The 18,076-nt window shown below is 45.3% G+C and carries 15 protein-coding genes; 8 read left to right on the forward strand and 7 right to left on the reverse strand.

Translation table 11 applies throughout. The features are described 5' to 3' along the window. Positions 1–12 precede the first annotated feature (12 nt). Both V202x_RS18870 and V202x_RS18875 read left to right on the forward strand, forming a co-directional pair. Positions 13–411, forward strand: a complete 399-nt coding sequence (locus V202x_RS18870) for a hypothetical protein (protein ID WP_145178219.1) — start codon at positions 13–15, stop codon at positions 409–411. Between the two features lie 51 nt (positions 412–462). Beyond that, positions 463–1,914 carry a right-handed parallel beta-helix repeat-containing protein gene (locus tag V202x_RS18875; RefSeq protein WP_232098572.1) on the forward strand — a complete coding sequence of 484 codons (1,452 nt, stop codon included), beginning with the start codon at positions 463–465 and terminating at the stop codon, positions 1,912–1,914. Between the two features lie 10 nt (positions 1,915–1,924). Here V202x_RS18875 and V202x_RS18880 read toward each other — a convergent pair whose 3' ends face one another. Beyond that, positions 1,925–3,424 (reverse strand): leucyl aminopeptidase, encoded by a 1,500-nt coding sequence (locus V202x_RS18880; protein ID WP_145178223.1) that lies wholly within the window; start codon positions 3,422–3,424, stop codon positions 1,925–1,927. 86 nt (positions 3,425–3,510) lie between these two features. Here V202x_RS18880 and V202x_RS18885 point away from each other — a divergent pair, with 86 nt between their 5' ends. Continuing rightward, positions 3,511–4,467 (forward strand): nitrilase family protein, encoded by a 957-nt coding sequence (locus V202x_RS18885; RefSeq protein ID WP_145178225.1) that lies wholly within the window; start codon positions 3,511–3,513, stop codon positions 4,465–4,467. Positions 4,468–4,470: 3 nt separating this feature from the next. Here the strand turns inward: V202x_RS18885 and queC are convergent, their stop codons facing one another. The 3 genes from queC to V202x_RS18900 form a co-directional block, all read right to left on the reverse strand. Then, entirely contained in the window at positions 4,471–5,169 is a 699-nt protein-coding gene (queC, locus tag V202x_RS18890; protein ID WP_145178227.1) for a 7-cyano-7-deazaguanine synthase QueC, read from the reverse strand. Positions 5,170–5,301: 132 nt separating this feature from the next. Continuing rightward, positions 5,302–6,690 carry a DUF1501 domain-containing protein gene (locus tag V202x_RS18895; RefSeq protein WP_145178229.1) on the reverse strand — a complete coding sequence of 463 codons (1,389 nt, stop codon included), beginning with the start codon at positions 6,688–6,690 and terminating at the stop codon, positions 5,302–5,304. 169 nt (positions 6,691–6,859) lie between these two features. Continuing rightward, positions 6,860–7,528 carry a hypothetical protein gene (locus tag V202x_RS18900; protein ID WP_145178231.1) on the reverse strand — a complete coding sequence of 223 codons (669 nt, stop codon included), beginning with the start codon at positions 7,526–7,528 and terminating at the stop codon, positions 6,860–6,862. 279 nt (positions 7,529–7,807) lie between these two features. On the opposite strand from V202x_RS18900, the gene argH reads away from it, so the two are divergent. The 5 genes from argH to bioA all read left to right on the forward strand — a co-directional run bounded on the left by argH (position 7,808) and on the right by bioA (position 14,042). Continuing rightward, positions 7,808–9,187, forward strand: a complete 1,380-nt coding sequence (gene argH / locus V202x_RS18905) for an argininosuccinate lyase (protein WP_145178233.1) — start codon at positions 7,808–7,810, stop codon at positions 9,185–9,187. A 59-nt stretch (positions 9,188–9,246) separates the two neighbouring features. Further along, positions 9,247–10,050: a tRNA pseudouridine(38-40) synthase TruA gene (gene truA, locus V202x_RS18910; protein ID WP_145178235.1), complete on the forward strand. Its 804-nt coding sequence runs from the start codon at positions 9,247–9,249 to the stop codon at positions 10,048–10,050. Positions 10,051–10,179: 129 nt separating this feature from the next. After that, positions 10,180–11,358, forward strand: a complete 1,179-nt coding sequence (locus V202x_RS18915) for a hypothetical protein (RefSeq protein WP_232098574.1) — start codon at positions 10,180–10,182, stop codon at positions 11,356–11,358. 225 nt (positions 11,359–11,583) lie between these two features. After that, the gene (locus tag V202x_RS18920; RefSeq protein WP_145178237.1) at positions 11,584–12,576 is read left to right on the forward strand and encodes a malate dehydrogenase; all 993 of its coding nucleotides are present in this window, start codon (positions 11,584–11,586) and stop codon (positions 12,574–12,576) included. A gap of 98 nt (positions 12,577–12,674) precedes the next feature. Continuing rightward, positions 12,675–14,042: an adenosylmethionine--8-amino-7-oxononanoate transaminase gene (gene bioA, locus V202x_RS18925; protein ID WP_145178239.1), complete on the forward strand. Its 1,368-nt coding sequence runs from the start codon at positions 12,675–12,677 to the stop codon at positions 14,040–14,042. 24 nt (positions 14,043–14,066) lie between these two features. Here bioA and V202x_RS18930 read toward each other — a convergent pair whose 3' ends face one another. From V202x_RS18930 to V202x_RS18940, 3 genes are all read right to left on the reverse strand, one after another. Next, positions 14,067–15,158, reverse strand: coding sequence for a hypothetical protein (locus tag V202x_RS18930; RefSeq protein WP_145178241.1), 1,092 nt, complete (start codon positions 15,156–15,158; stop codon positions 14,067–14,069). A gap of 88 nt (positions 15,159–15,246) precedes the next feature. Next, the gene (lpdA, locus tag V202x_RS18935) at positions 15,247–16,677 is read right to left on the reverse strand and encodes a dihydrolipoyl dehydrogenase (RefSeq protein ID WP_145178243.1); all 1,431 of its coding nucleotides are present in this window, start codon (positions 16,675–16,677) and stop codon (positions 15,247–15,249) included. Between the two features lie 59 nt (positions 16,678–16,736). Continuing rightward, on the reverse strand, positions 16,737–18,065 hold the full coding sequence (locus V202x_RS18940; protein ID WP_145178245.1) for a 2-oxo acid dehydrogenase subunit E2: 1,329 nt from the start codon (positions 18,063–18,065) through the stop codon (positions 16,737–16,739). Between the last annotated feature and the right edge of the window lie 11 nt (positions 18,066–18,076).

Below are 18,076 nucleotides of genomic sequence, written 5' to 3' on the forward strand. Positions count from 1 at the left end.
TCAATTCCTGCGATGGTAGCTTCCGGCACCTTTAATATTCAGGGACCAGTTGATTCTTATGTTCCAGAAACTTATGCACCAGAAACTTATGCACCAGAAACATACGCTCCACAAACATATGCTCCAGAATCCAGTTGTCCGCATTGTGGACCTCAAGGATCTAATATGAGTCCGGGGGAAATCATAGGGTCACCAACTACGGTTGTTCCTCAAAAAATCGCGCCAGTTCCTGAGAATTCTCATAATGGTATTCTCAACAAACCTGCTCCCGCACCCGCTGCAGAGGATCCAATGCCGAAGTCGAGTTCAGTACCACCGGCTATGTTGCATACTCCTACCGTAATTCCTGATGCTGCGATTCATCAACAGGGAACACGACGAGTCCAATGGGTTCCTGCTCAGGTTCACTAAGCCAAATTGAATTCACAGCTGTTGCAAAAGAGAATGTTCAGGAGAAATTGGGTGTATCAAAATGGTTACTTTAATCGAGAAGATGCCCCAATTCTCAGTTTCCTGGTTTTGAAATACCTTGTATATATCTCTTGTATTTCTCTGTGCTTCTCAGCAGCAAATGTCGAGTCTGCGATTTATCGAGTGGGCTTTGATCAAAAATATAAACAGGTGGAAAAAGTTCCCTGGGAAAGTTTGGTGGCCGGGGACGAAGTGCATATTCATTGGCGGCCGCAGCCTTATCATTCGAAGTGGGTAATCTGCCGGCGGGGAACAAAAGATAAACCGATTATCATAAAGGGAATTCCTTCTGATAAAGGGGAATTACCTGTAATCGATGGACGTCGGGCGATGACCCGTCCCGAGTTGCGATACTGGGGAGAACAGCGAGGGATCATCAAGATTGGTGGTGCCCGCGATCCAGCTGATACCATGCCTGCTTATATCGTAATTGAGAATCTGGATATTCGTAGTGCGCGGCCGGCTTTTTTTTACTTTAGCTCAGATGGTTTACAGAAGTACTTTCAAAATGCGGCTGCTATTTTTATTGAAAAAGGCGAACATATTACGATTCGAAATTGTTATTTGCACGATTGCGGAAATGGCCTGTTTGTTGCATATGAATCAAAAGATTTATTAATTGAGAACTGTTCTATTTATCACAACGGTATCTCAGACAGTTATTATGAGCACAATGTCTACACGGAGGCGGCCGGAATCACATTTCAGGGAAACTACCTGGGTCCATTACGAAAAGAATGTTTGGGAAATAATCTCAAAGACCGCTCTGCCGGTTTAGTTGTACGATACAACTGGATTGAAGGTGGAAATCGTGCGTTGGATCTTGTCGATTCTGAAGGCGGCGATACGATTCGCTATGATCCTCGGTACCGCACGACTTATGTTTACGGTAACGTGCTCGTCAAGCAGAAAGACTCCCCCAATAGCCAGGTAATTCACTATGGTGGTGACAGTGGTGATGAAAGCGCTTATCGCAAAGGGACCCTCTTTTTATATAACAATACGATAGTTTCAAGGAGGGCGTCCACAACATTGGTGAGGTTATCTACCAACGCAGAGCATCTGGATTGTCGTAACAACATCTTATATACATCACACGCAGGAAAAAGCTTTGCAATTCTAGATGAAGAGGGGACAGCTAATCTCAGTCATAACTGGTTAAAAAAAGGTTGGAAGAACGCTCACTCCCGAAGTTTTGGGAAAGTAAGTTCGGAAGATGATATCTATTCCGGTGACGATCCCGGATTTCAGAACGCAGAAAAGAATCTATTTTTTCTCACTCCTCATTCTGCTTGTCTGAGCAAGGCAGTGGCTCTACCAGGACCTGTGCTGAAAAACTTTCCGGTAAACAAGCAGTTTCAAGGACCACGGGGTACAACTGCACGCCCCGCAGATTCCTTAAAAGATCTCGGGGCTTTGGGCAGACAAACAAAGAAAAAATAATGACTTGTAATCAATTACTAGGTTTGAATTGATTCGCAACTTCGACTAGAGTTTTGACCATACAACCAGTCCCACCACCTTCACGGTGCGGCAGATTCGTGGAAGCAAATGCGGGGCCTGCGATATCAAGATGAACCCAGGGTGTTTCATTAACGAAATTTTCCAGAAACTTGGCAGCCGTAATCGCTCCACCCCAGCGAGTTCCAACATTCTTCAAATCTGCAACATCACTCTTCAATTGCTCAGCAAACTGAGGAAGCATAGGCATTTCCCAGACATCCTCTCCAGTGGTTTTGGCAGCATTTTGAACCGTTTTGGACCAGTCTTCGTCGTTAGAAAAGAGACCAGTCACTTCTTCCCCTAACGCAACCACACAGGCACCTGTTAACGTCGCAAGATCGATTACTTTTGTTGCTCCTCGATCAACGGCGAAAGTGAGAACATCTGCCAGCACGAGTCGCCCCTCGGCATCCGTATTGAGTACTTCGATTGTTTTTCCGTTGCGCGCAGTCAGTACGTCTCCCAGTTTATAAGACGAGCCATTCACCATGTTTTCGACTAATCCCATGTAGCCAACAACATTTATGGGCAAATTTAGTCGCGCGATGGCGGCCATCGCACCTAGTACAGCTGCAGCACCACCCATGTCACATTTCATGGTTTTCATCCCATCACTGGGTTTGAGAGAGAGCCCTCCACTATCAAAGGTGACTCCTTTTCCAACCAGTGCCAGAGTGGGGGCAGAGGGCTCGGCACCTTGATGTTTGAGAATTGCCAGGCGCGGAGGCTGATCACTGCCTTGTGCAACAGCGAGCATAGAGCCCATTTTTTCTTGTTTAAGTTGATTCTCATCCAGAATTTCAGACTCTAATCCGTATGCATATGCGATTTCTTTTGTGCGGTCTGCGAAACTGATCGGAAAAATGTCTCCGGCGTGTCGATTCACCATTTCTCGTGCCAGATTGATCGATTCACCTAAAACAGTTCCCAGTTCAATAGCTTTTTGGTAAGCAGTCTGATCTATAGATTCAGTACCTATAAGCAAAATATCTTGGAACGGAAACCGGGCTGCTTCCTTACGATACAGTTCTTGTCCGACCGCGCCCACGACCATAGAGGAGCTAATCAATTCTGCTGAATGTTTTGGTGTGATCGAAGTATTTTCTACCTCAGGAAGAAGAACGGCTATACGGGTATTCTCTTTGTTGGAGATCGCGCGGGCGGTTGTTAACATTGCTTTTTCGAATGCAGCTGCGGAAAGCTCTGTCGCAGAGCCAAGGCCGACTAACATGATTCGCTGCGTTTTGATCTCTGTTAAGCCGAGCAAACTAGAGGTTGACGCCAGTTTGCCTGTGAAGTCTTCGCTTTCTCGTAATCGTGTGATCAATCCACCTAGCGTTTCATCCAATCGAGCAACCGTATCAGGTAAAGGCTCAGATTCTAAAAGTCCAATGACTAACCAGTCAGCAGAAACAGATGAAATCGATTCATTCGTCAATTGTATAGCCATTCGTTGTCCAAATCCCTTTATCGTGAGTACACGTCAGATTATGATAAGTTGATTCCATAGTCTAACAAAATAGGAGTAAAAACCAAATGAGAGATATCAGAATTGCTGCTGCTCAGTTTGAAAATCGTAATGGTGATAAAGCATATAATTTACAACGAATTCGTGAACTCTCAAAACAGGCTGTGGAACAGGGAGCAGAAATTGTTAGCTTTCATGAGTGCTGCATTCCTGCTTACACGTTTGTGCAATCATTTTCAAAAGAAGAGTTAGCTGATCTGTCCGAACCTGTTCCCAACGGTCCAAGTACTCAGGAATTAATGAAAATCTCACAAGAAGTGGGCGTTCCTATTTTGGCGGGACTTTTAGAATTGGATCAGGGAGAAATTTACAATACCTATATTTGCGTCGATGGGACAGAACTGGTCGCTCGATATCGAAAGCTACATGCATTTGTAAATGCTCATGTGGCTTCTGGCAATGAATATGTTGTATTTGATGTGCGCGATTGTCGCTGTGGTATCCTGATATGTTATGATAATAATATCATCGAGAATGTCCGTATGACGACGATGCTGGGCGCTGACATTATTTTTATGCCACATGTTACTTGTTGTCTGCCTTCAGTCATGCCCGGTCGTGGTCTGGTTGATCCGGAACTATGGCATAACCGTGATCGAGACCCAGTTCGACTGCGACAGGAATTCGAAGGGCCCAAGGGGAAAGGTTGGTTGATGCGCTGGCTACCGGCGCGTGCCTATGATAACGGCATCTATGCAATTTTCACGAATCCGGTTGGAATGGATGATGATGAAGTGAAACCAGGGCTTTCGATGATTTTGGATCCGTATGGTGAGATTATCGCTGAGTGTACCAAGTTGGGTGATGATGTCGTTGTCGCTTTATGCACGGCAGAAAAAATACCCCCATCAAGTGGACGCCGCTATATTCGAGCGCGGCGTCCCGATTTGTATGGGAAGCTTGTCGAAGCTCCTAAAGAACCTCCGGTGACTCAACCTGGATGGGAATTAAAACCATCGGGTTAAATTTTAATTCGATTTGAGAGCGGGATCACTGAAGCCTGCCTCCTGAAAACCTTTGGCGCGTAACTGACACGAGTCACAATGCCCACAGGGCATGCCATCAGGTAATGGATCGTAGCAGCTGTGTGTTAAGCCATAGTCGACACCCAGTTCCATTCCTTTTTTGATAATCTCAGCCTTTGTTAGAGAGATGAGTGGAGTATGCACGTTCCATCTACCATCGCCTTCTACGCCAGATTTTGTCGCTAAGGTCGCGGTTTTCTGAAAAGCCTGGATGAATTCGGGACGACAATCAGGATAGCCACTATAATCAACCGCATTCACACCGATAAATAAATCAAAGGCATTCAAAGTTTCTGCCCAGGCTAATGCCAGCGAAAGAAACACAGTATTTCGCGCAGGTACATAAGTAATGGGAATGCCGGTTTCTAAATCGTGTTCAGAACGGTCTTTGGGAACATCGATATCAGCTGTGAGTGCCGATCCACCAAAAACGCGCAGATCGAGTGGAAAGATCACAAACTGTTTCACATCAAACGATCGACAGACTTTTTTCGCGGCTTCGAGTTCATGTCGATGTCGCTGACCATAGTCGAATGAGAGCGCGTATAGTTCAAATCCAGCATTTGCGGCGATGGCCAATACGGTTGCAGAATCGAGTCCGCCACTGACAAGAATGACGGCTTTGCGAGAACTGGTTGTCATCGATAAAAATACTCCTGAGATTGATTTGCGCTAAAAAGAAAGCTATCAGGAGCGATAGTGTGATGCAATCCCGTTGCAATCATCGATTAAATATTTTCACTAACTCTAGCAGAAAATAAAATCGCGATAAATTTAAAAGAGGCCATCGATGATTTCACCTGCAGCAATGGGTGTCGGCCGTGGAAGTCGAGGGAAGTAGGTTTGATGTGAATCAATCCCCATCGCGTGATAGATTGAAGTGGCAAAGTCTTCTGGACGGTATGGTCGCGTACTGGGCAAGCTTCCTGTTCGATCAGTGGCTCCAATCACAACACCGCGTTGGACCGGTCCACCCGCCATTAATACGCTACCAGCATTAGGATAATGGTCACGGCCCGATGTGGCATTAATTTTAGGAGTACGGCCGAATTCACCCATCGCCACTACTAAAGTTGTCTCCAGTAATCCACGCTGATCAAGATCATCCAGTAAAGTAGAAAGCGACATATCTAACTGTGGCAAGTTACCTGGACCCGAATAGCTGTGCCAGCGTTTATTGCTAGGCATACCGGTGGGACGATTAGAAAACGACATCATGGAATCAAAGAGCCAACCATGATTATCCCAAGTGCCATTTGTTTTGGCGTTACCAAATAATCCACCTTGGACTGCCTGATTGATAGTGACAAATCGAGCACCTGCTTCAATCAATCTGCGTGCGAGTAACACGCGGCGACCATAAATATTATCGCCATAGCTTTCACGTGTTTGAGGAGATTCTTCATCTAGATTGACTGCTTTTTGCATCGCTCCGCTTGTTAGCATCGCAATTGCTTCTTCTGTAAAGTTATCAACTGATTCCAGTTGCGAATTTTTCACCGATTGCAATTGACTGAGATTTTCCAATTGTGCCAACATCGAAAGTCGATCTTCAAAACGAATTCTGGAAAGATTTAGTCCTCCCAGTTCCATTTCCGGTTTTTGGGGATCACCTTTGAGATCGAAGGCAGAGTAGGCAGCGCCTAAATATCCAGGTGGATTGGTATACCGCGCTGCCACAGGCAAACCAAGGTGTGGAGGGACACCTTTAACTCGGCTACCCTGTAATGCGGAAATGAGGCAACCAAAATTGGGAAAATACTGTTTTCCAACAGGGGCAAATCCACTGGCAACATGTTGTGAGCCGGTGAGGTGTGATCCGCTTTTGCCCTGCCAGGACCGAATGATGGCTACCTTGTCCATCCGAGTTGCCATGAGAGGAAGTTTTTCACTGATGAATGTTCCTGGCACATTCGTGCTGGTTGGTTTCCAGGGACCACGAATCTCTAATGGAGCATCTGGTTTGGGGTCAAATGTTTCAAAATGACTCGGACCACCGGCCAGGAAAATAAAAATACAGGAAATGTCTGACTTAGTTGAACTCGTAGCAGCCTGAAGTAACTGTGGTAAATTCAATCCGAACAGCCCGACACCAATCTGCATCGCCTGTCGTCGATTTAATAAGTGAGGGGCGCACATCCCGTTGTAAAACGCATCAGCCATCTATTCGACCCATTAGATAACAATGTGGAAGTGAAGCGGTGTGCTTGTACCAATGATTCTATCAAATAAAATCCAATCCGGCCAGATATAGTTTGGCCTGATTGCATTTTTGAGGCTTCTGAAATAGTTGCACAGAGATGTATTGAATGTTACATCACGCAGGAGCTTACTAGGGAAGAGTGGGATACTGAGAAATCAGAGCAAGTCTCGCATAGTAAGTCGGGGATCCTGCATATTGATATCCGAATGGAATAATACGGGGATTATACATGCGATCATAATAACCGAAACCCCTGAATTGGAGAGAACCAAAAGTAAACGAAGGGCGGTAACCATTATAGTAGAAACTGTGTCCAAAGTATGGCGAGCCATACCAATTGGACCGTATTAGGTCGCTATACATGTAAAGTGCCGGTGCTGAATATCGGTTTCCATAATAGTAGTTTTGAAACCAGGGAAACGGGTTGTGATAAGTAGAATATCGATTTCGATAGGCGACTCGATTGTTAGCACGGTGACGTGGATGATTGCATTGGGAGCACTCTGGCACTTCTGCTACAGCAGGAATTGTACGCGGTTCAATTTCAATTAAATTGGTTGCATTGACAGGAGCGTTGGTGAGTATAGAGTCGTTCGATGAACCAAAATTGATTTCTCGAGTGGCGTAAGAATTCAAGCCGGGGGCTGGTGAAATCTGAACGGTCCAGATTTGAGCTCTGTCGGTTTCTGTTGACACGTTTTCTGGTTTGGTTACTTCATTCGCGGCGAGAGTGTCGTTCGCAAAGCAGTTAAACAGGATCAACCCGACACCAATACTAAATGTCAATAGATTTTTCATAGCAGGTACTTTGAACTTAGTGAGATATACAACTGATTTTTTGATGTTATCACGATAAAATGACTATTTTCTATCCTAGAGAGCCAGATAGACCATTTACCAATAAAATTCCCAATTCTAGCTCGAAAATGCATAAATTATCCTGACATACGCACTCAGGAGTCATGGTGGCTTGATGGATTGTTCTTAGCTGATTAATCTGCCTATGCATAACCTGTATTGTAGTAGAGGTTATAAAAACTTACACATTCACATTTAGAGATGAAGTGGAGAAACAACGTGGCCGCAAAAGCCTGGGGAGGACGATTTCAACAGCAGACTGATGCACGCGTTGAAGCATTTACAGAATCAATTAGCTTTGACAGCCGACTGGCACCTGTCGACATTAAAGGGTCGCAGGCGCACGCACAAATGCTTGCCAAGGTTGGATTAATTTCCGACGAGGAATGCCAACAGATTTTAGAGGTTCTGACGCAAATCGGAGTTGAGATTGAGCAAGGTCAATTTGAGTTTCGATTTGATCTCGAAGATATTCACATGCATATCGAAAGTGCTTTAATTGAGCGTGTCGGTGATATCGGTCGTAAGTTGCATACAGCACGCAGCCGTAACGATCAAGTATCGACAGACCTGAAGCTTTACACGCGAGAAGCCATTCATCGAATCGATTCACTTCTCAAAGACTTGCAGGTTGCTTTTGTTGAACGTTTTGAACGAGACCAGGATTTAGTGCTTCCCGGCTTTACGCACTTGCAGCGCGCACAACCTGTGAAGGCCGCCCATTACTGGTTCGCATATTGCGAAAAGTTTGATCGGGATCGCCAACGTCTGCAGGATTGTTTGAAACGAGTGAATGTTTCTCCTTTAGGGGGGGCCGCGCTTGCCGGAACATCACTCCCCATCGATCGACAATATACAGCTCAATTATTGGAATTCACAGATGTTGCCCGGAATAGTTTAGATATTTCCAGTGATCGAGACTATCTGGCTGAGTTTTGTTTCTGTATGGCACTGGTTGCGACTCATCTCAGTAACTGGGCGGAAGAATGGATTGCCTGGTTTTCGACTGAATTTGGTTTTATCAAGCTTCCCGATGCATTTACCACTGGTTCATCTATCATGCCACAAAAACGAAATCCGGATGTACTGGAATTGATTCGGGGAAAGTCGGCTCGTCCGATTGCTGATGTCCAGCAGATCTTGGTTTTGTTAAAGGGGCTGCCGATGGCGTATAACCGAGATATGCAGGAAGACAAGCTGGCGCTGTTTGATTCATATGATACCGTTGCCGCGTGCTTGGAGTTAGCAGCTGCGATGGTCGAAGGAGCAGAGCTGCAACAGGAAACGATTGCTGCCAAGCTGGAAGATGGCTTCCTCGACGCAACCGCTTTAATGGAGTATTTGATTAAAAAAGGAACACCGATGAGAACTGGCCACGGAATTGTCGGGAAACTAGTCGCATTATGCGAATCGCGTCAATCTCGATTGGTTGATCTCTCTCTCGAAGAACTGCAACAAGCTTGTCCACAAATTGAGGATGATATATATCAAATTTTGGGGGCACGAAATGCGATGGCAGCACTTTGTAGCTTTGGTTCCGGGGGTGAGGAACCAGTGAATGAGCAATGGCAATACTGGAAAGAAAAACTCGGTATATAAATACACGTTGAATTGCTCTTTGTATTCCTTTGGTTTTGCAGAGCTTCCATTTTAAGTTTATGAGAAATATCAAATTAACGCTGGCCTATGATGGATCAGAGTTTGCCGGTTGGCAAGTTCAGCCCAATGGTCTCTCGGTTCAAGCCTGTGTGGAAACAGCAATTGAGAAGCTGACTCAGCAGAAAAGTGGAGTGCTGGTTGCGGGGCGAACGGATGCTGGCGTACATGCTTTAGGGCAGGTTGCTAACTTTCAAACAGAGTCTTCCATTCCATGTAAAAATATTCTATCAGGCTTGCAGCGTTTTTTGCCAGACAGTATCTGTATACGAAAAGTTGATGAAGTTGATGCCGAATTTCATGCGACTTATTCTGCGGTTCAAAAACGTTATCGATATGTGATCCATAATACGGCAATTGTTTATCCTTTTTTGAGACGATATGTTTGCGAATTTGGAAGACCGCTTGATTCAGATGGAATGCACACAGCAGGTCAGCATCTATTGGGAATGCATGATTTTCGTTGCTTCGAATCTCATTTTCCTAATAAAGCGACAAGTGTACGAACCATTAAAGAATTGACAGTTCAGAGGACATCTGTCTGGCCAGTTTGGAATGAAGGCAGGCTACAGCAGACTACTGATAGAAATTCTGCTCAGGGTGAATTTATCACAATCGATATTGTTGCAGATGGCTTTTTATACAATATGGTTCGTGCGATTGTCGGAACGTTATTAGAAGTGGGAGTCGGACGTTGGTCACCCGGTGATGTACAGAAAATTCTTAACTCTCTCGACCGTTCTCAGGCTGGAGCCACGGCACCTGCGAATGGTTTATATCTGGTTCAGGTTGACTATGAAGGATGATTTTTTCAAATTACGTTTGATCCGTTTTACCTGAGAATTCGTTTCAGCAGTAACCGACTTTATTTTAATTCGTAAGATATAGCTTCCTTACACTATTTGATCTTGATTGATACAGAGTCTGGAAAGTGAATGATGAGTCAACAACCCCCTCCTTTGCCTCCGGATAACGCAGAAGAGCCCATTTTTTTGGAGGAATCGTTTGTAGGGGGTGGACAGCAAATCGACGATGAAAATGGTCGAATTTTTCCCTGTGAAGGCTGTGGCGCTGACCTGGTGTTTCATATTAAAACTCAAAGTTTGAAGTGCCGACATTGTGGATTCGAAAAAAAGATTGGATTCTCTGACGAAGAAGTAGTGGAAGAGCAGGATTTTTATGGCATGCTCGCTCATTTAACAGAACTGAGAGAGCAGCAGGCTGAAGGAGATGAAGAAGAAAAACGCGAAGTACAATGTGAAAGTTGTGGTGCTACACTGCTTTTTGTGGATACGATGACCAGTTCTGAATGCCCTTATTGTACTTCGCCGATTCAGTTAGAGAATGTTCATACCTGCGAAAAACGTGTTCCCGTTGATGCAGTGTTGCCGTTTCAAGTAGAGCAGCAGACTGCGCGACAAAATTTAAGCGACTGGGTAAAATCACTTTGGTTTGCACCAAATGATTTTGTCGCCAAGGGAGCTGAGGGAACGTTTCATGGTGTTTACCTGCCTTATTTCACTTTTGATTCCATGACCAGTACACATTATACCGGCCAGCGGGGTGAGTATTATTACGTAACAGTTGGTAGTGGAAAGAATCGACGCACTGTACGTCGTACGCGTTGGTATCCCGCCTCTGGTTCTTTTCAGCGTTTTTTTGATGATGTTGTGATTCTGGCTTCACGCGGTTTGCCACGAAAACTGATTCGGGAGTTGGAACCGTTTCCAATGCAGTTACTCGTTCCTTTTCGTCATGCACTGTTGGCCGGGTTTACTGCCCGGACTTATGATGTCGAGTTAGATGATGGTTTTATATTGGGCAAAGAGCGGATTGATGCTGCCATTTATTCCGATGTCTGCAGTCGGATTGGTGGCGACACTCAGCGAGTCAGTTCAGTACAAAGCCAGTATGATGCGATCACTTATAAGCACCTCTTGTTGCCCCTTTGGCTGATGACCTATAAATATAAGGACAAGCTCTATCAAGTCGCCGTCAATGCGGCGACAGGGGAGGTACATGGGGAGCGTCCTTATAGTTGGGTGAAAATTCTGCTGGCATCACTGGCTGCGGGTGCTTTAGTGCTCGGTGGTTTCGCTCTTGCCAATCAATGAGCATGATCTCAGATTTTCCAATCAAAAGTGCTTTCAGATGTAGAATTAGCGATTTCGGCTACTTTGTGCCTTTATTCACTCCCCAATTCTTGCGAGTCTCCAGAAATTAGAAACTGTTGCTTCGGGACGGTTGCCGATCAGCCAGAGGCTAGTTAAAAAACAGTCAATATAATGCTTTTAAGTACGTTCATTGAGCAAAATACATTGTTAAGGAGTGATTAAGAGATGAACCATCCAATTCGAGTTGCGGTGACAGGCGCCGCTGGCCAAATAGGTTACGCAATGTTGTTTCGTCTGGCATCAGGGGAAATTTTTGGTCCCAATCAGCCTGTAATTCTGCATCTCGTGGAAGTTCCGCCCGTTCTGTCGGCTTTAGATGGTGTCGAGATGGAATTGGAAGACTGTGCTTTCCCTACTTTAGCAGGAGTTGTGAAAGCAGACAGTGATCATCTGGAAGATGCGTTTGCCGATTGTAATTTCGTAATCTGTGTCGGAAGTATTCCTCGAAAAGCGGGGATGGAACGTGGCGATTTGATTCGCATCAACGGCCCCATTTTCACAAGTACAGGACAAGCAATCCAGGCGGCAGCAGCAGACGATGTTCGAGTTGTCGTCGTCGGAAATCCTTGTAATACAAACTGCCTGATTGCGATGCATAATGCTCCCAAGGTTCCGCGCGACCGCTGGTATGCAATGACTCGTCTGGATCAGAACCGAGCGGTCTCCCAGATTGCCAACAAAGCAGGGCAGCCTGTTTCCGCTGTAAAAAATATGAATATCTGGGGAAATCATTCAGCAACACAATTCCCTGATTTTTATCATGCAACGATTCATGGAAATCCCGTGCCTGAGATTATTGAAGACCATGACTGGTTACGTGGTGAATTTATTGAAACCGTGCAGAAACGCGGAGCAGCTGTGATTCAGGCACGTGGTGCTTCCAGTGCAGCTTCAGCAGCAAATGCCGCTTTGGATACGATCAAAAGCATCATTACTCCTACAAAGTTAGGCGAGAGCTTCAGTGCGGCAGTCTGTAGCGATGGGAGTTATGGTGTTGATGAAGGGTTGATCTGTGGATATCCATTGACCAGTGATGGATCAACTTGGAAAATCGTGGAAGGGATTGAGCATGATGATTTTGCTCAGGATAAATTTACTGCGACTTTACAGGAATTACGAGATGAGCGCGATGTCGTTCGTGATCTATTGCCTGAATAATCTATGAACGATATTAGATTAGTGAAAGAGTCACAGTCATTTGACGTGGCTCTTTCTGTTTATACCAAATAGAAAAATGAGAATCGGTCGAATCTATCATGCACTCGGAAGAATTACGAAAAATCGATAATGAACATGTTTGGCATCCTTTCACACAGATGAAAACGCATCGGGATGAAAACGTGCCTATGATCGAATCCGGAGAAGGTTTCTTTTTGAAAGATAATGAAGGGCGCGCTTATCTGGATGGTGTTTCCTCACTTTGGTGTAACGTGCATGGCCATCGTGTTCCAGAAATCGATCAGGCGATTCGAGAGCAATTGGACAAAATCGCGCACACGACTTTATTAGGGCTGGCGAGTGTTCCATCTATCGAGTTAGCAAGCGAGTTAGTAAAGAGAACTCCAGAGAAACTGACGAAAGTATTTTATTCTGACAGTGGTTCGACAGCCGTTGAAATCGCATTGAAAATGGCGTTTCAATATCATGCACAGAAACAGACTCCTGATGATCAACCTCGAGATTTATTTGCCTGTATGCAGCATGCCTATCATGGTGATACCATTGGTTCTGTCAGCGTAGGAGGAATTTCAATTTTTCATGAGATTTTCGGTAGCTTATTGTTTGAATCAATACAAGTGCCCTGTCCGACGGCGTTTCACTGTCCTGAAGGATATTCAGAATCAAGTTACCTGGAATATTGTGATCAGGAGTTGGAACGATTGGTTACAGCGAATCACCAGAGATTGGCTGCTTTTATTATTGAGCCGTTAGTGCAAGGTGCGGCGGGGATGCTGATGCACCCTCCCGGTTACTTAAGGCGTGTGCGTGAATTGACCGCTCGATACGGAATTCCGCTCATTGCCGATGAAGTAGCCGTTGGTCTGGGACGTACTGGAACGATGTTTGCCTGTGAGCAGGAAGACGTAGCTCCTGATTTTCTTTGTCTGGCGAAAGGTATCACTGGAGGCTATCTACCTCTGGCAGTGACGATGGCGACAGATGAAATTTTTAATGCGTTTGAAGGAGCACCCGAAGATTACAAGACATTTTTCCATGGCCATACCTATACTGGTAATTCTCTTGCCTGCGCAGCCGCTCTTGCGACTTTAAAATTATTCGATACTCAACAGACTCTCGAAAATGTTAAAGAGAATACTGAAATTTTATCTCACCGATTGGCTGAACTACAAGATCACCCGCACGTGGGCGAAATCCGTCAAAAAGGAGTGATGGTGGGGATCGAACTGGTGTCAGACCGAGAAACAAAAGCAGCTTTTCCTATGGGCAGGCGAGTCGGGCATCAAGTGACCTTGGCTGCCAGAAAGAATGGAGTGATTGTTCGCCCGTTGGGAGATGTCGTCGTTCTGATGCCCGCACCTGGCATGCCTGCCGAATTAATCCATCAACTTTGTGATGTTGTGTTTTCAGCCATTGATGAAGTGATCAGTTTGCAGGTTGCGTAGAGCAATACAGAAGTGATGCTGGTATTAGGAATTCTTAGGCTCATCTTTGTCAGGGGATGGTTCAGATGAAGGAGGCGCTTGCTGTTCCATCTGCTTAAGTACATCTTTGATGTCCACTGTTTTTATGTCTTTTAAGCTCTCCAGTGAAATATCTGATTGTTGTATGAGCTTGGCTGTTTTGCTATAGGCAAATTTTTGATCATTGATTGAAAATCTCCAAACCATAAACGCCAGTGTAATACTAATGATCAAAAAGAGACTGATCATGTATTTTGCTGCCCCAGAAGAAGAACGGGTTTGTGTTTTCGATGGAGGAAACCAGCGAATTTGTCGTGCGATCAATAAAGGTGCTGTTTGTAGTTTACCTGCCGCTGATGGATAGCCATATTTTTTAAAATAGTAACCAGTAATCTGTATGGAGGGCATTTCTTTGAGATTGTCACCTCGGGGAATTCCTTCTGGAAGTTGGGCGCAGAGCACACGCCAAGGATGAGTTCCGGAATCTTTTGAAAAAAACCAGCCTTCATAGAGCGATTGGATTCCATAGGAATTTTTACTAACTGGCAAAGAAGTGAGTTTTTTGAGTCGTCCTTTCACTGTCATGAGTTGACCACGATATTTGGATGATTCCGTCATCAAAACAACGAAGGGCGGTGCAGGTTCAGCCGATTGTTCTAAAACATTCTGCGGAATTGAAGCGGCTTTTGCGAGTAGATAATAGAGCGCCCCGGCTTCATGATTGCGGATACCAAGTGTGCTATCAGAAACAGATTTCAGAATTTTGGGATCAATTTGTACATCATATTCCCCATTTTTTAGTTGCGTTTTGACTGTTTCTGGAACATTGATTTCAGGCTTGGGTTCTGATCGAAACTCATCAGGTTTTAGTTCCGATTCTTGTTTAACACTAAAATCAATTTCACGATTAGGAATATCAGTTTGCTGATTGGTAGCCTCATTCTCTGGACGACCAGTTAACCAGTACCAGTTACTGGGTTTGGATGCAAAATGCATTGCTATAAAAATAACACCAATCGCGGCGACCAGTCTGAAAAGTCGAACTTGATCGCGACGGCTGAAGTAGGAAGGCGTAGTAGATCGTTTATGAAACCGCATTCATCAACGCCTTTTTCTCGTTCCTTTTTTGATTTTTATATTTCAATAGCCACTCATACCTATTGAATAAAAACGAATGGATTCGATATTACTTTTTTCGCTTTGGTTTATACATATGGGTGGCTTGTCCAATGAAACCTTCGGCAGCTTCCATCATGGTTTCAGAAAGCGTGGGATGAGCATGGATGCTTTCAGCAACATCCTCTGCAACCGCTGCCATTTCAACTGCCATAACTCCTTCTGCGATCAGCTCCCCTGCGCCGGGGCCCACGATTCCAACTCCGAGGACACGTCCCTTTTTCTTTTCGAAGATCATTTTCGTAAGTCCTTCCGTGCGGCCCAGCGTTTGTGCTCGTCCTGAGGCAGCCCAGGGGAACCGGGTAATTTCCACATCGAGTCCCTGATCTTTCGCCTCTTGTTCAGTGATACCACACCAGGCGATCTCGGGGTCGGTAAAGACAACTGCGGGAATTGCAATGTTGTCAAACTGAGCTGGTTCACCGGCAATCGTTTCGATGGCTACTTTCGCTTCACGAGTTGCTTTGTGTGCCAGCATGGGTTCACCGGCGATATCTCCAATAACAAAAATATGAGGCTCAGCTGTCCGCTGATTGGCATCGTGTTTAATGAATCCTCGCTCGTCGAGTTCTAGTTTGGTATTTTCGAGACCAATTCCTTTATTGTTAGGTCGACGTCCAATCGAAATCAGTACCCGGTCGAATGTTTGTTGAGGTTCGACCCCTTCACCCGATAAGTCTGCAATAATCCCGCTACTATCTGGGGTGAGCTTCTCAACTTTGGTATTCAAGTGAATTGCGGTAAAGCTCTCAGCCAATCGTTTTTGTAGAGGTCTTACCAAGTCGCGGTCTGCTCCTGGAAGTAACCCATCAGTCATTTCGACAACAGTAACCTGTGAGCCAAGAGCTGCGTAGACGCTACCCATTTCAAGACCAATGTATCCACCACCTACGACTAGTAATTTATCGGGCACATCGGCTAATTCGAGAGCCCCCGTTGAATCCATGATTCGAGGATCATCAAGATCAAATACAGGAGGAACTGCTGGAGAAGAGCCTGTGGCAACAACTGCATGTTTAAAACTAATCATTTCCGTCGTGCCATCTGGCTTCAAGACTTCAACGGAATGTGAGTCGTGAAAACGTCCAAATCCTTTCACGATTTCTACATGACGTGCGCCCGCGAGTTGAGAGATACCTCCCGTCAATTGTGTGACTACTTTGGTTTTGAACTCACGTAATTTATCAAGATCAATTTCGGGTTTTTGAAAAGAAACTCCCCAGGCAGAAGATTCTTTGGTTTCATTAATGAGTTTGGCAATGTGTAAAAGCGCTTTGGAAGGAATACAACCACGATTCAGGCAGACACCACCAGGGGCCACATCATCATTGACCATGATGACTTTGAAGCCCTTATCTGCGGCATCGAATGCAGCAGGGTAACCGCCGGGACCACCGCCGATGACCACAATATCTGTTTCTCTGGTTGCTGATCCAGGCATAATATACGTTAACCTTCTTTTTATTTTTTCTAGGCTTCAATACGGGACGAGTTGATTTCTTAGCAGTCAACCAGAAGGTTGAAAGGATCAGAAAGTAGACTGGAGATACGCACGATAAAGCGTGCAGCATCGGCACCATTAATCACTCGATGGTCGTAGGAAAGCGATAAAGGAAGCATGAGACGGGCAACCGGATCCTCATTGATTAACTGGAATTCATGTCGAGAACGAGACATTCCCAGGATGGCTACCTCCGGATAATTCACAATAGGAGTAAATGAGGTTCCACCCAATCCCCCTAGGTTGGTGATTGTAAAGGTCCCTCCCTGCATATCAGCCATTTCCAGTTTACGGTCACGGGCTTTGACTGCCATCTCCGTCATTTCCTGAGCGATAGCAATAATGTTTTTCTTATCAACATCCTTGACAACAGGGACAATCAAACCATTTTCCGTATCAACAGCAACACCGATATTAATGTATTTTTTGTAAATGATTTCATTAGTGTCTGAATCGAAGCTGGAATTGAATGCGGGGAACTCATGGAGCACAATAGCAACCGCTTTCATGGCGAGTGCTGTCATTGTGATCTTGGGACCAGAGTAGTTTGGTTTGGAAATAAACAGTTTCCGTGCTGTTTCTAAATCGGTAATGTCAGCCAAGTCATGTTGCGTTACATGAGGAATAATCTGCCAGGAAAGATTGAGGTTGTTGGCTGAAACGCGTGAGAGCTTGTTTAATTTCTTACGTTCTACTTCACCAAATTGGGTAAAATCAGGCAGTGGGGGTACGGCAATCCCACTTCCACCACCAGCAGGGCCTCCTCCAGCGATTAAATTTTTGACATAATTCTCAACGTCTTCCTGATTGACACGACCACCAGGACCGGAACCGCTCACCAAATGTAAATCGACACCAAGTTTTCGCGCAAGCCGTCGTGTAGCAGGTCCTGCTGGAACGGGAGCTTTATTTGATGACGATTCGGCTGAGGAAGCAGGTCCTGATTGAGGAACTGCAGGAGCTGGCGCTGGTTTGCTCTCAGGTTGGGGCTGAGTAGGTTCCGGCTTGACTGGATCAGCTGCTTTTGTTTCAGCCGGTGGTGTTTCCACCGGTTTGCTGTCTGTTTCAGGTGCTGGAGTTACAGCACCATTGGATTCTTCGATGGAAAGCAGGACTGTACCAATGGCGATAGAGTCCCCTTCAGATACGTTTAGCTCTGCGATTGTACCTGTATGAGGAGATTCGAGTTGGACAACCGCTTTGTCAGTTTCGATGTCCATCAAGACCTGACCTTCTTCGACGCTGTCCCCTACAGCAACGGAGATTTGTCCAACATCAGCTGTTTCCACACCTTCACTTACTTCAGGAAGTTTAAATTCAGTAGCCATAGTTTTGTCGT

Origin of the sequence: Gimesia aquarii (assembly GCF_007748175.1) — a bacterium.
GTDB classification, from domain to species: Bacteria; Planctomycetota; Planctomycetia; order Planctomycetales; family Planctomycetaceae; genus Gimesia; species Gimesia aquarii_A.